The sequence below is a fragment of the Priestia sp. 179-F W1.4 NHS genome (assembly GCF_045369295.1).
In the GTDB taxonomy this organism is placed as follows: Bacteria; Bacillota; Bacilli; order Bacillales; family Bacillaceae_H; genus Priestia; species Priestia zanthoxyli.
This window is the reverse complement of the sequence record NZ_JBIQFF010000001.1, coordinates 849,367-862,167: the sequence shown is the minus strand read 5'-3', so window position 1 is coordinate 862,167 and position 12,801 is coordinate 849,367. Positions and strand designations below refer to the sequence as shown.

11 protein-coding genes and 1 riboswitch are annotated in these 12,801 nt (G+C 39.6%); of the genes, 2 read left to right on the top strand and 9 right to left on the bottom strand.

Annotation, left to right across the window (positions count from 1 at the left end):
• The first annotated feature begins 191 nt into the window (after positions 1–191).
• Both ACH0CI_RS04365 and dat read left to right on the top strand, forming a co-directional pair.
• Positions 192–1,229, top strand: coding sequence for an acyltransferase family protein (locus tag ACH0CI_RS04365; protein WP_013058723.1), 1,038 nt, complete (start codon positions 192–194; stop codon positions 1,227–1,229).
• Positions 1,230–1,350: 121 nt separating this feature from the next.
• Positions 1,351–2,196 (top strand): D-amino-acid transaminase, encoded by an 846-nt coding sequence (dat, locus tag ACH0CI_RS04360; protein WP_028415114.1) that lies wholly within the window; start codon positions 1,351–1,353, stop codon positions 2,194–2,196.
• Positions 2,197–2,231: 35 nt separating this feature from the next.
• Here the strand turns inward: dat and ACH0CI_RS04355 are convergent, their stop codons facing one another.
• The 9 genes from ACH0CI_RS04355 to ACH0CI_RS04315 form a co-directional block, all read right to left on the bottom strand.
• On the bottom strand, positions 2,232–2,510 hold the full coding sequence (locus ACH0CI_RS04355; RefSeq protein WP_013058725.1) for a YokU family protein: 279 nt from the start codon (positions 2,508–2,510) through the stop codon (positions 2,232–2,234).
• A 14-nt stretch (positions 2,511–2,524) separates the two neighbouring features.
• Positions 2,525–3,937, bottom strand: a complete 1,413-nt coding sequence (gene kamA, locus ACH0CI_RS04350) for a lysine 2,3-aminomutase (protein ID WP_406900914.1) — start codon at positions 3,935–3,937, stop codon at positions 2,525–2,527.
• A 67-nt stretch (positions 3,938–4,004) separates the two neighbouring features.
• Complete coding sequence (gene ablB / locus ACH0CI_RS04345; RefSeq protein WP_406900913.1) at positions 4,005–4,853, bottom strand: putative beta-lysine N-acetyltransferase; 849 nt, start codon at positions 4,851–4,853, stop codon at positions 4,005–4,007.
• Between the two features lie 26 nt (positions 4,854–4,879).
• Positions 4,880–6,145, bottom strand: a complete 1,266-nt coding sequence (locus ACH0CI_RS04340) for a peptidase (RefSeq protein ID WP_406900912.1) — start codon at positions 6,143–6,145, stop codon at positions 4,880–4,882.
• A gap of 13 nt (positions 6,146–6,158) precedes the next feature.
• A complete protein-coding gene (locus tag ACH0CI_RS04335) occupies positions 6,159–6,821 on the bottom strand; it encodes a 3-oxoacid CoA-transferase subunit B (RefSeq protein WP_028415118.1) in 663 nt (220 codons plus the stop codon).
• Positions 6,806–7,507, bottom strand: coding sequence for a CoA transferase subunit A (locus tag ACH0CI_RS04330; RefSeq protein ID WP_028415119.1), 702 nt, complete (start codon positions 7,505–7,507; stop codon positions 6,806–6,808). The genes ACH0CI_RS04335 and ACH0CI_RS04330 overlap by 16 nt, the downstream gene beginning before the upstream one ends.
• An 18-nt stretch (positions 7,508–7,525) precedes the next feature.
• Entirely contained in the window at positions 7,526–8,857 is a 1,332-nt protein-coding gene (locus tag ACH0CI_RS04325) for an aspartate aminotransferase family protein (protein WP_406900911.1), read from the bottom strand.
• A 108-nt stretch (positions 8,858–8,965) separates the two neighbouring features.
• Positions 8,966–10,201 carry a dicarboxylate/amino acid:cation symporter gene (locus tag ACH0CI_RS04320; protein ID WP_406900910.1) on the bottom strand — a complete coding sequence of 412 codons (1,236 nt, stop codon included), beginning with the start codon at positions 10,199–10,201 and terminating at the stop codon, positions 8,966–8,968.
• A 180-nt stretch (positions 10,202–10,381) separates the two neighbouring features.
• A riboswitch (cyclic di-AMP (ydaO/yuaA leader) is annotated at positions 10,382–10,536 on the bottom strand.
• A gap of 600 nt (positions 10,537–11,136) precedes the next feature.
• Positions 11,137–12,606: an NAD(P)/FAD-dependent oxidoreductase gene (locus tag ACH0CI_RS04315; RefSeq protein WP_335708208.1), complete on the bottom strand. Its 1,470-nt coding sequence runs from the start codon at positions 12,604–12,606 to the stop codon at positions 11,137–11,139.
• Positions 12,607–12,801 lie beyond the last annotated feature (195 nt).

The window sequence follows — 12,801 nt, the reverse complement described above, 5'->3', positions numbered from 1 at the left end:
GTAACAAAAACACATCGTTTTTATAACAAAAGCGTTGATTCGACAGGTTTCTCAAGCCTTTATGTAATTGCAAAAAAGAAGAATTCATGTTTTAATTCCGTAGTGAAAGGTTATTCTAACAATAATCGCCATTTAAATAAATCTTGTTGGTGGGAGGTTTACATCAGCATATGTTGAGGAAAAATAATACTATGAATACTCGAAATGCTTACTTTGATAATGCTAAATTCGTATTAATTTTTTTAGTTGTATTTGGGCACATGATTTCTCCGTACCGAACAGATAGCAGCGGAATGCTGTCCATTTATCACTTTATCTTTATTTTCCATATGCCTGTCTTTATTTTACTAGCAGGTTATTTCTCGAAAAATTTCCATAAAAAAGGATATTACAAAAAAATATTTACAAAGGTGGCTCTTCCTTACTTAGCTTTCCAAACGATCTATACTCTTTATTATAGTGTGCTTTATACAGATGAAACGTACACGCTTCAATATTTGGTTCCTAGATGGGCAATGTGGTTTCTACTGAGCTTAATTTTTTGGAAATTAATGCTTCCTTTCTTTGCAAAATTCCCAATGTGGATTAGCTTAACTGTCTCTATTTCGCTTGGACTTGCAATGGGCTTCATTGATATTGACGGATTTGATAAAATTCTAAGCATTAGCAGAATGTTTGTCTTCTTCCCGTTTTTCCTTTTAGGCTACTATTTGTCACAGCGACAAGAGCCTTTTACAAATCTTTTGACAGCGCGAAATCGAATCATTGCATCCATCGTATTACTAGTTACATTAATTGGAAGCTATTCTTTCTTAGACGACACGGCTTACACAGATATGCTGTATGGAACGAACACGTACGACAATGTGGCCGAATTTTTAATGCGCGTTTCTCACTATGGAATTGCTTTTCTTGTATCTTTTGCCTTTATGGCTTTAATTCCAACGCGCGGTTTTGCTTTAACAAGCATTGGACAGCGATCACTATACGTGTATTTATTGCACGGCTTCATTTTAAAATGGTTCTTTACAACTGACTTCTCAAAAAGTTTAGAGCCAACATCATGGGGTATTATCGTCTTAATCGCACTGTCCATTTTAGTAACGATGCTTCTTGGCAGCCGTATTGTCGATTGGTTCATCACCGGTACCAAGCTCATCGTTCAGTTTGTTACACCTAAAAAAGCCATTCAGAAATTTTCATTAGCATTCAAACGTACGTTTTCATAAAAGTCATACTCCTAAAGGAGTATGACTTTTTTCATTTTCTTTAGAGAAACCAAGTAAATAATTTCATTTTGCTGAATTTTATGTTAACGTTTTAATATCTAAAGGAAGGGAGTTTTTCAAGATGGAATTAGCATATTATGCTGGAGAGTTTAGAGATATTAACGAGGCTGTTATTCCAATTGATGAACGCGGTCACCAGTTTGGAGACGGTGTTTATGAATTTATTCGTGTATACAAAGGAGTTCCGTTTTCGATTGAACGTCACTTAGACCGCTTAGAAAGAAGTGCAAAGGCAATCTTTATTGAACTGCCGGTTTCAAGACAGGAACTAAAGGACATCATTCGTCAAGGAATGGAAAAATCAACGTTAAAAGACGCTGATATTTATATTCAAGTTACGCGCGGGATTGCTCCTCGAAATCATTTATTTCCTGATGTACCTGCACAATTAGCACTCACAATACGCCATCCTCGCCAAACACCTGAAGAAGCCTATGAAAAAGGCATCTCCACTCTTCTATTGGAAGACGAACGATGGGCTAATTGCTATATCAAATCATTGAACCTACTTCCTAACCTTCTGGCCAAACAAGCTGCGGCTTCTAAAGGGTGCAAAGAAGCTATTTTAGTAAAAGACGGATACATAACCGAAGGGTCGAGCAGCAATGTATTTGCGATAAAAGACAACGTCTTGTTCACGACTCCTGCCACAAGAAAAATTCTATCCGGTATTACGCGCGCTAACGTACTGGAATGTGCGCAGGAACAAGCCATTCAAATCCGAGAACAAAATATGACTCCTTCCTTTTTAAAAGACGCTGATGAAGTTTTTATTACGAGCACGTCTGTTGGTCTTTTGCCCGTTTCGAAAATAGACGAAGTCGAACTTCCAACTGTTCGTCCTGTTACAGTAGCTTTAAAGCACGCATACAGCCTACGTACTGCTGGAACAAAGGCTTATCAATAAGAAAATCCGCCCCTTACAAAATAAGGGGCGGATTTTTAGAATTTAAAGTAGTTGCGCTTTAATAATCTTGGCACTTTTAATAGCTCATCATACCGAATGGATTCATCAAGTTTTTTTGTATCGACAAGAAGCAGCTGTGTTTCCACTTCTTCTATGATCTCTTCTTCTTGATATGACATCCCGCAACCTGAACAGCTGATACATGGCATATGAGTAATTTCGATACTTCTCGTTCCATCTGGCAATTCCCAGTATGCGGTATTGGTTGTTTCTACCGCTTTTTCTTCTTCGCACCATGCGCATTGAACAGTCATATTACAGGACCTCCTTAAGATGATGGAGCATCGTCGCTTTTACCGTCTTTTTTCAATTGAGCTTTAAACTTTTTATCTTTTAATTCATCTCTTTTTTCACGTTTGTCTTTTAGGCTTTCGTGAGCACTGTCACTTTCATATGTTTTACGTCTTTTTACTCTCCCTAACCCTTCCGGTACAAGGTTGAATTGAGCATCATTCATAAGACCCGAGATGCCGATGGAAGAATCTTTAGCATCCGATTCTGGATAAACAACTCGAAAATAATCATCTGCACGCCCAGGCACATAGCTTTCTGGCTCCGGATACGTCGTAATCACGCCTTCAAAGTTTCGCAGAACAACTTTACTTGCGCTTTGACTAATAATATAGTTTGGTTGAACGGCAATCTTTCCTCCACCTCCTGGCGCATCAATAACAAACGTTGGAACAGCGTAGCCAGACGTATGACCTCGCAGCCCTTCCATAATTTCAAGCCCTTTGGAAACAGGTGCTCGGAAATGCCCAATTCCTTCTGATAAATCACATTGATAAATATAGTAAGGACGAACGCGTATTTTTACTAAATCGTGCATAAGCTTTTTCATGATAGCTACGCTGTCATTAATCCCAGCTAAAATAACCGCTTGATTGCCAACTGGAACGCCTGCATCGACAAGCATTTCACATGCTTTTTTTGTCTCTTCCGTAATTTCAATAGATGTATTAAAGTGAGTATTTAACCACACTGGATGATATTTTCTTAAAATGGCACATAAATTTTCCGTTATTCGCTGCGGAAACACAACGGGTGCTCTGGTGCCAATTCGAATAATTTCCACGTGGGGAATAGCTCTTAAATTTTTCAAAATATATTCTAAAATGTTGTCATTAATCAGCAAGCCATCACCGCCTGAAATGAGTACATCTCGTACTTCAGGTGTTTTGGCGATATAAGCAATCGCAGCATCTAACTGCTTTTTTGGAACGCCCATTCCAATTTGTCCTGAAAACCTTCTTCGAGTGCAGTATCTGCAGTACATGGAGCATTGATTGGTAACTAAGAACAAAACGCGATCCGGATAGCGATGAGTCAATCCTGGCACCGGAGAATCTTCGTCTTCATCTAGCGGATCTTCTAGATCGTATTTTGTTTTATGAAGTTCTTGGCCAACCGGAACAGACTGCATACGGACGGGGCAGCGAGGATCATCTGGATTCATTAAAGATGCATAGTAAGGCGTAATATTAAGCGGAATGGTTTTGGTTGAAATGCGCACTCCTTCTTCTTCTTCAGGAGTTAAATTAATGACTTTTTTTAAATCATCTAGCGTTCGAATTGTGTTTGTTAATTGCCAAATCCAATCGTTCCACTTTTCCTCGGGCACATCTTTCCATAATTCGATATCTTTCCAATGTCGGGACGGCTTATATAAATCATATAACATACAATCGCTCCTTTATGAAGATTTACTATTGTTATATGTTACAGCCCATAAATTGGTTAATTATTTCTCATCCTTTACTTTTTGATAGATCCTTCACCCATACATTCATATCTTCTAACGATTTATAAATGTAACAATTATTCGTTAACCGTCCCATATAGGTATACCCAAGCTGATGAAAAGCGGCATTCACCCCAAATGAAAGCGCTCTCGCTATTGTGTATGCACAAAAAATATGCCTCTGTTTTAGCTCCGCCTCTAGTGCGCTTAATAAATGCTTCATGAATCCATACTTTCGGTAAGCAGGGAGAGTCGCACAATCCGTTAGTTCAGCATTGTGATAGACATAGTCAATTTCAGCAGAAGCAGCGCTAACGATATCGTTCTTGTCAACGATGATATAAAACAAACTATCTTCTTGAAGCAAACTAGAGAGATACTCTTCTTCATAGAGGGGAGTCGGATACACTGTGAAGATTTGACGGTAGAGCTGAGAAAGTTGTTTAGCGTCAGATGAAATGGCTCGGCGCATGATCAGTTGATTCGATAAAGGAGAATAATCAGATGTCGGCAAATTCAAAACATCTTGAAGCAGCTCTGTTTCTTTTAACGTCTCCCCGCTGTCTCGGCGGGATTGAGACGTATAGTAGCATAAAAGATACGCGTCGCTTCCGTTAAAATAGTAGGGAACAGTTGCTTCTAAAGAAAATCCCAAGCTCATCCAGTCCAACAGATGTTCGGCACGTGCTTTTATAATCCACTTTTCGTACGTTGCCTTATCAATTTCTTTATATATATAGCTGCAAATATCGTTCACATTTCCCCGGTAATCATCCATTCTCAGACGCTTGTTACATTCATCTAAAAAAAGAGTCATAGCAAAGGTTGGTTGACAAATAGTTTCTTGTTTCGCCATTTGTTTGTATCCTCTCCCTTTTTAGCTTAGTCCGCAATACTGCACCAGTCTGCTACGGTGAGCGCAATAATTTCTGCTGCATCAAGCATTGTTTGAATACAAATATACTCATTCGGAAAGTGGGCTACTTCTGTTACTCCTGGTCCAAACACAACTGTTGGAATATCTCCAACTTGTGACAATATCCCTCCGTCCGTTCCCCAAGGAGATGCTTCAATGATCGGCTGTTTCTGTTTCACTTGATAAAAAGAGGACGAAAGAGAGGTCATAAGCGGATGCTCTAATTCAATTTCACCAGGAAGCCAGTGGGCCCCAAACCATTCCAAGTCGACAGGATGCTCAGCAAACCACTCATCACACTGAGGCAAAAGTTCAAGCCACGATTTCATTTCCGCTCTGACATTTTTCATTTTTTCATGCGGAGCAACTCCTATCCTGCCTTCTAATACTACTTGATCAGCAACTGAAGAAGGCCACGTCCCTCCTTGTATATTTCCGATATTAATGGGCACGGGAATGGGAATTTTATTATAGAGTGGGTCTGTAATTCGGCTGTTTCTCTCTTTTTCAAGACCCTCAATATGTTTAAGCACAACAGCTGCTTTTTCAATGGCACTCACGCCTTCATACCGAGTCCCTCCATGTGCTGCTACTCCATGTACGGTCACGCGAAACCACATCGAGCCTTGCTGTTTAGGAAAGATCTTCATGTTGGTTGGTTCTGGAATAATGGCACCATCTGCTTTATACCCTCTAAGCACGCAGGAAAGTGTTCCTGCCCCTCCGCTTTCCTCTTCTACTACGCTTTGAAAAATAACATCTCCTTTTAATGAAATACCTAGCTCTTTTAATGCTTGAATCGCTAAAAGTAACGACACATTCCCTCCTTTCATATCCGTTGCACCGCGCCCAAATAAGTTTCCATCTTTTACAACGGCCGTATAAGGGTCTTCCTTCCACTGTGAAAGATCGCCGGGAGGCACAACATCAATATGTCCGTTTAAAATGATGGATTTTCCCCCACCTTTTCCTTTTAACACGCCTACCACATTCGGGCTATCTCGGAAACTAGAACGGTTGGAAGCAAAAGCTTCATGGATACGAAGTGTTTTTTCGTCTGGTTCCCATATATCAATATCTAACTGCAGCTGTCGAAGGCGTTCAATGACAATTGCCTGCGCATGCTTTTCAGAACCCTGTACGCTTGCTTCTTCTACGAAACGCTTGAGTAAACGCACTGCACTTTGACGATGTTCTGTCATCCAGTTATGAATAGATTGCTGTATGTTCATGTAATGGTCCTCCTTATCGTATCGTAATCAATTGATCACTCAGGCGAACTGTCGCTTCTGTTGAACTCAAAATATCCTCTACGGTATAAGGAGACATTAACTCGGTTAGAAGAAGCGCATCTTTTTCTACTTTAAAAACCGCCCGATCCGTAATAACTAATCCCACGCAGCCCGAAGCAGTAAGAGGTAAAGAGCATGTCTTGACCAGTTTTGGTTCTCCTGTCTTGCTCGTATGATTCATTAGCACAATGACTTTTTTCGCTTTTTGAGCTAATTCCATCGCTCCTCCCATCCCAGGAACTCGCTTACCTGGCACAATCCAATTAGCTAAATCCCCTTTTTCACTCACTTCTAACGCACCAAGAATGGTCATATCGACGTATCCTTTTCGAATCATCGCGAAGGCTGTAGCACTATCACAGTATGAAGCCCCTTGAACAGTAGTTGTTGGATAGCCTGCTGCATTGCAGACATTCTCATCTTCTTCACCTAAAGGAGGCGAAGATCCTAACCCTAAAATTCCGTTTTCAGCATGAAACATCACATGAACAGCGCTTGGTACATAATTAGGAATAAGAGAAGGAATGCCAATCCCTAAGTTAACAATCATGCCGTTTTTGATTTCAGCCGCAGCACGTCTTGCAATACGATGACGAATATCTATTCCCAAACCCATTTCCAATTCACTCCTTTTGAAGGCACAATATAATCCACAAATACGCCTGACGTCATCACATTCTCTGGGTCAATGTCGCCAAGAGGAACGATTTCCTCCACTTCAGCAATAGTTATACGACCTGCCATAGCCATTAATGGATTAGTGTTTCGAGCGCTTTTATCATAGAGCAAGTTGCCGAATGGATCTGCTTTTTTTGCATATACAAAAGCCACGTCGGCTGTGAGCGGTTTTTCAACTAAAAATGTCTTGCCGTCTACTTCCACTTTTTCTTTTCCAAATTGAATAATGTCATTTTCTATTCCTACATCAATCAGTACTCCTCCAAGTCCAACTCCCCCCGCTCGAATCCGTTCAGCAAGCGTTCCTTGAGGAGAAAACTCAACTTTCAGCTTTTCTTCTGTCATCAGCGTTCCAGCCACGGGATTCGATCCAATGTGAGAAGCGATCAGTTTTTGAATTCTTCCTTGACTTACTAATTTTCCCGCACCAATATGAGGAAAGCCTGAATCATTGCATATCAGTGTGAAATTTGATTTTTCGCTTTCAATAAGGCCGTCAATGAGAGAAGGCGGACTGCCTACGCCTCCAAACCCTCCTATCATCAGCGTAGCAGCATGATCCACGTATTCAATTGCTTGTTCCACAGTTGTAATCTTTTGAAATGAGTTTTCGACCTTTGTCACTTATTTCACCTCATCTCCCTATTCTTCATTTTGTACTTCATACAATGTTTTCGAAAGCAACACGACCGCTTCATCAAGTTGGCGATGAGTAATCGTAAATGGCGGCGCAATAATAATACCGTCTCCTTCTACTCCATCTGTTCCTGCTTGTGAAGGATAAAGGAGAAGACCATTTTTATGGGCTTTACTTATTACGCGCGCCGTCATATTTTCGGAGGATGAAAAAGGCTCCTTCGTTTTTGGATTTTGTACAAGCTCAAGACCAACTAGTAAGCCTTTGCCACGAATATCACCAATGATAGGGTAAAGAAGTTGAAGCTCCTTCAATTTTTTTACTAAATAGTCTCCTTTCAGCACTACTTCTTGAACAAGATCGTTCTTTTCAATATAGGCTAAGACAGCTAGCCCTACAGCGGCTGACAGCGGATTAGCGCTTAGCGTATGGCCGCTCATAATTAATTTGGATCCGTTCATGATAGGTTCAATCGTTTTGCTGCTAGCTAACGTAACGGCTATCGGTGTATATCCTGCTCCCACTCCTTTTCCAAGCGTCATGATGTCTGGTTTAGCTCCCCAGTGCTCATATGCAAACATCACGCCTGTACGCCCAACTCCAGTCATGACTTCATCGGCTATCCATAACACATCATATTTATCACAAATTTCTCTTATCACTTCATAATAACCGGTTGGAGGTGTGAGAGCTGCTCCAGCAGCTCCTACAATGGGCTCTGTAATAAAAGCAGCAATATGTTCAGGGCCGGTTCGTTTGATAACTGTTTCCAATTCGTGTGCACAAGCAAGATTACAGGATGGATAGGTTTGATGAAACGGACATCGATAGCAATAAGGAGGTGAAACCGAAGGATAATCTTCAAGCAAAGACGAGAAACGTTTTCGTCTTCCAACGTGCCCTGACATAGACAGCGCTCCTATTGTAATACCGTGATAGCTCATCCAGCGTGACAAAACCTTTGTTTTGGTTGGCTTTCCTTGCTCTTGAAAATGCTGAATGGCTGTTTTCATAGCCGTTTCAGTCGCTTCTGTCCCGCTGTTAACAAAAAAGCTCCACTGGAAATGATTGCTGCTTAATTCACATAGTTTCTTAGCTAAGGCTTCCGTCGGATCGCTTGTAAACTGCGACCGATATACAAACGCAACTTTCTGTGCCTGATCCGTCATCGCATCAATAATTTCTTTTACGCCGTGTCCGATACTTGCTGTAACTGCCCCTGACGAAGCATCTATGTACTTTTTTCCATCTTGGTCGTACAAATAAATTCCTTTTCCATATGAAATAACTGGGTAGTCGTCGTCGAGCAGCGGCTTTATCACATGGGTTTTATTCATTTCCGCACTCTCCTTTCAAACACACACTCTTATTAAACTGTATGCTGAAAAGAAGAGTTTCTTGCCAATAAAAAAAGCCCTAGCATATAGCTAGAGCTTTTACACATATTAAGCTGATTGCGTTACAGATTTATCGATACGCTTTGCTTCTGACTCAGCCACAATAACGGCACACGCAGCGTCTCCCGTAATATTTACAGATGTACGAAGCATGTCAAGCAAGCGATCAATTCCAATAATCAATCCGATACCTGCTACAGGCAGACCAACCGAACTCAATACCATTGCTAGCATAATGAGACCAACTCCAGGCACACCTGCTGTACCAATACTAGCAAGCACCGCTGTCAATACAACCGTCACAAGAGCACCCAGCGACAGGTCAACCCCGTATACTTGCGCAATAAAAATAGTCGCTACACCTTGCATAATTGCCGTTCCATCCATGTTAATAGTTGCACCTAATGGCTGAACAAAACTGCTGATAGACTCGGGGACACGAAGATTTTTTTGCGCCACATTCATTGAAATCGGAAGCGTTGCATTACTGCTTGATGTACTGAATCCAACTGTCATCGCAGGAGCAAAACCCTTAAAAAATTCAATAGGGTTACGTTTGGCCATAAGAGCGACTGATCCCCCATATGTTACGATTGAATGGATGAACAGCGCGAGCACGACTACAATCATGTATAGCCCCATCGCTTTAATTGCCTGCCAGCCTTGACTTCCAACCGCGGTTGCAAGAAGCCCAAATGTTCCGTACGGAGCAAACTTCATCACTAGATTCACAAGGTACATCATCAATTCATTTCCTTGCTCAAGTAAATTGTAAAGTCCTTTTGTTTTACTTCCAAGCATCGTGATACCAAAACCGATAAAGATAGAGAAAACAATAAGTTGAAGCATATTCCCTTCAGCCATCGCTTGAATTGGATTGACTGGAATCATATTTAAGAATGTCTCTCCAACCGGTGGTGCTTTTTCAGCTTCAAAAGAAGCGTTTTGTGTATCAAAAGATCCAAATGTACCCGGTTTAATTGCATACGCTAAAATTAAACCGATAATAATTGCAACGGTTGTTGTCACTAGGAAGTAGGAAACTGTTTTTGCCCCGATTCTTCCTAATTTTTTAGGATCTCCTAAACCTGCTACACCTAACGTGATAGAGAAAAACACAATTGGTACAACAAGCATTTTAATTAAGCTTAAGAAAATTTGGCCAAGCGGTGTAAACAAGTACTTGTCCAGCGGAGCAAAAGCACTTGGAGCAAAAGCATTGATTAACACTCCTACAATAGCACCAGCAATTAGCGCGATAATAATCTTTGTCGATAGCTTCATAGATTTACCTCCCGTAAATAAATTATATTAGAATGATTCTAACTACCATACTTATTTTACCATGCATTGAGGGCGATAACACTCAAAATATACAATATATTAAAAATTTTCAGATTAATAGTTTAGGAATATTTTTAGCTATACAAAAAACCATGAGAATATCATGGTTTCATAGACCTGTTATTCCCTCACTGAATGCTTACGGAGTTAGCTGTCGGATTCGGGTATGTGAGTTATCCTACTTGATTCATTCAAGATTCACCCCAAGTACATTACGCACAAATATGGGTCCTCCGTTCTCTTATAAAACAAAAGAGATTAAGCAAATAATTTTCTTTAATATTTTTGCATGATAATAATTGTTACTTTAATTAAAATTCATTTTATATGTTTCTATCAAGTTTTTATTCAAAAATAATGCATGATTTTATCGTAAAAAGTTGAGAATTGTTGTATTTTAAAATATTTACATCATATTTCAATAAACCAAAAACACCTATTTAACAAGACTTACAATCTAATGAATAAAAAATCAATTCAAAAAATAGTTTATAAAGTGAACTTTCTTCTCATTAATATCATTCATAAATATGTATAATTATTCCGATATCTATGTACTTTACTGCTTCCATAAATATTTTACTTATCAAAAAAATAACTCTTTCCAACTGTTGATTTTATCCCTGTACTGCTTGATATACACTCCCTAAAATTTCACTGACTTTATTGATGCGAAGAAATCGACATTATCAATTCCCCTTATTCTACTTAATTCTGCTCAAGATAGAAGTATAGATTTCCTACTATCTTTTAAAAAAGGAGCGGGTAATTATCATATAAAACTATCGGAGTTGGAACGGTACAAGTTCTTTACTTTTTACTTATTCCCTCTCGTTATTTAACCCATAAAAAAAGAGGCCGTGACGGCCCCTTTTTTATACAGTAACAGGTTCAGAACTTGCTTTACGATTCTTTAATTTTTCAACAATGTCACGAGCTACCCACACACCACACGCACTTGCCTGCGCGAGTCCTCGCGTAATACCAGCTCCGTCTCCTCCCACGTATAAACCGGAAATTTCAGTTTCAAACTTATCGTTTAACTTCGGGCGGGCGGAGTAAAATTTCGCTTCCACACCGTAAAACAGCGTATGTTCGGATGCTAACCCAGGCGTTACATGATCCAGTGCTTCTGTCATTTCAATTAAGCTTTTCATTGTATTGTATGGAAGCACTAAACCCAAATCACCAGGGACAGCTTCTTTTAACGTTGGTTCTAAAAAGCCTTCTTTAATTCGATTCGCTGTTGAACGGCGCCCCTTTAAAATATCTCCATACTTTTGAACAACTAAGCCTCCGTTTGACAGCATATTAGCTAATCTTGATACTTCGTGCGCATATTCGTTCGGCTGATCAAATGGATCCGAAAATTTATGAGAAACAAGCAGCGCAAAGTTCGTATTTTGACTTCCAAGCTTCGGATCTTTGTATGCGTGTCCATTTGCTAACATAATCCCTGAATGATTCTCTACTACCACATGCCCTGAAGGATTGCTGCAGAACGTTCTGACTCTTGTACCTACAGACGTATTGTAAATAAATTTCCCTTCGTACAAGTGCTTGTTGATTTCTTCCATAACAACGTTAGATGTTTCTACTCGAACACCGATGTCTACTTGATTGTTAATCATTTTCAAACGGCGTTTTTTTAGTAAGTCGCTCATCCACTTCGAGCCGTCTCGACCTGGTGAAACCACGACTTTATCAGCCGTAATTCTATCACCATTCTTCAATTCAATACCGCGCACGATATGCTGACCATCTTCTTTGTCTGTTATTAAATCAGCTACTTCCGTTTTATACTGCATATCAATTTTTTCTTTTAAGTATTCATAAATGCTTTTTAAAATTTCTAAATTTTGCTCTGTTCCTAAATGACGCACTTGGGCACGCAATAGCTTTAATCCTGCTGCGTATCCGCGTTTTTCAATTTCACGAACTTTATCAGTTAACGGATCCGTAATCGTATCGGTTGCTCCGTGTTTTAAATTAATTTCATCCACGTATTTAATTAAATCTACCACCTGTGATTCAGACAGATAATCCGTCATCCAGCCTCCAAATTCACTGGTGATATTAAACTTCCCATCTGAATATGCGCCGGCTCCACCGAAACCATTTGTGATAGAACAAGCAGGCAAACAGCCAGCAAACTCTTTTCTGCCAACTGCAGGCGGACATTTTTCAATTTTTTTCTGAAGAATCGGACAATTACGTCGATAGATATCGTGTCCTTTATCGATTAATAAAATAGTTGCTTCCGGTAATTTTAACGTTAGCTCATAGCAAGTAAAAATTCCAGCGGGTCCTGCCCCTACCACAATAACATCATAATTTGAGTTCATTGTACATTCTCCCATCATCTTTTTTCTTTGGGTAAAAGATAAAAGTTATTGACCGAATTTTCTTTTTTATTATCATTCGGTTATTTTCTAGCCATTTGATAATATATCAAAAACAAACCCTTTAGTCAACAATATACACGAACATTAAAATAAAAAAATAAAAAAACATTCGTTTTTATTTCAACCAAATAAAAA

Bases quoted from the DNA above. Each gene is read 5' to 3' on its own strand.
- ACH0CI_RS04365 (WP_013058723.1), top strand. From the start codon at position 192: ATGAATACTCGAAATGCTTACTTTGATAATGCTAAATTCGTATTAATT.
- dat (WP_028415114.1), top strand. From the start codon at position 1,351: ATGGAATTAGCATATTATGCTGGAGAGTTTAGAGATATTAACGAGGCT.
- ACH0CI_RS04355 (WP_013058725.1), bottom strand. From the start codon at position 2,510: ATGACTGTTCAATGCGCATGGTGCGAAGAAGAAAAAGCGGTAGAAACA.
- kamA (WP_406900914.1), bottom strand. From the start codon at position 3,937: ATGTTATATGATTTATATAAGCCGTCCCGACATTGGAAAGATATCGAA.
- ablB (WP_406900913.1), bottom strand. From the start codon at position 4,853: ATGGCGAAACAAGAAACTATTTGTCAACCAACCTTTGCTATGACTCTT.
- ACH0CI_RS04340 (WP_406900912.1), bottom strand. From the start codon at position 6,145: ATGAACATACAGCAATCTATTCATAACTGGATGACAGAACATCGTCAA.
- ACH0CI_RS04335 (WP_028415118.1), bottom strand. From the start codon at position 6,821: ATGGGTTTGGGAATAGATATTCGTCATCGTATTGCAAGACGTGCTGCG.
- ACH0CI_RS04325 (WP_406900911.1), bottom strand. From the start codon at position 8,857: ATGAATAAAACCCATGTGATAAAGCCGCTGCTCGACGACGACTACCCA.
- ACH0CI_RS04320 (WP_406900910.1), bottom strand. From the start codon at position 10,201: ATGAAGCTATCGACAAAGATTATTATCGCGCTAATTGCTGGTGCTATT.
- ACH0CI_RS04315 (WP_335708208.1), bottom strand. From the start codon at position 12,606: ATGAACTCAAATTATGATGTTATTGTGGTAGGGGCAGGACCCGCTGGA.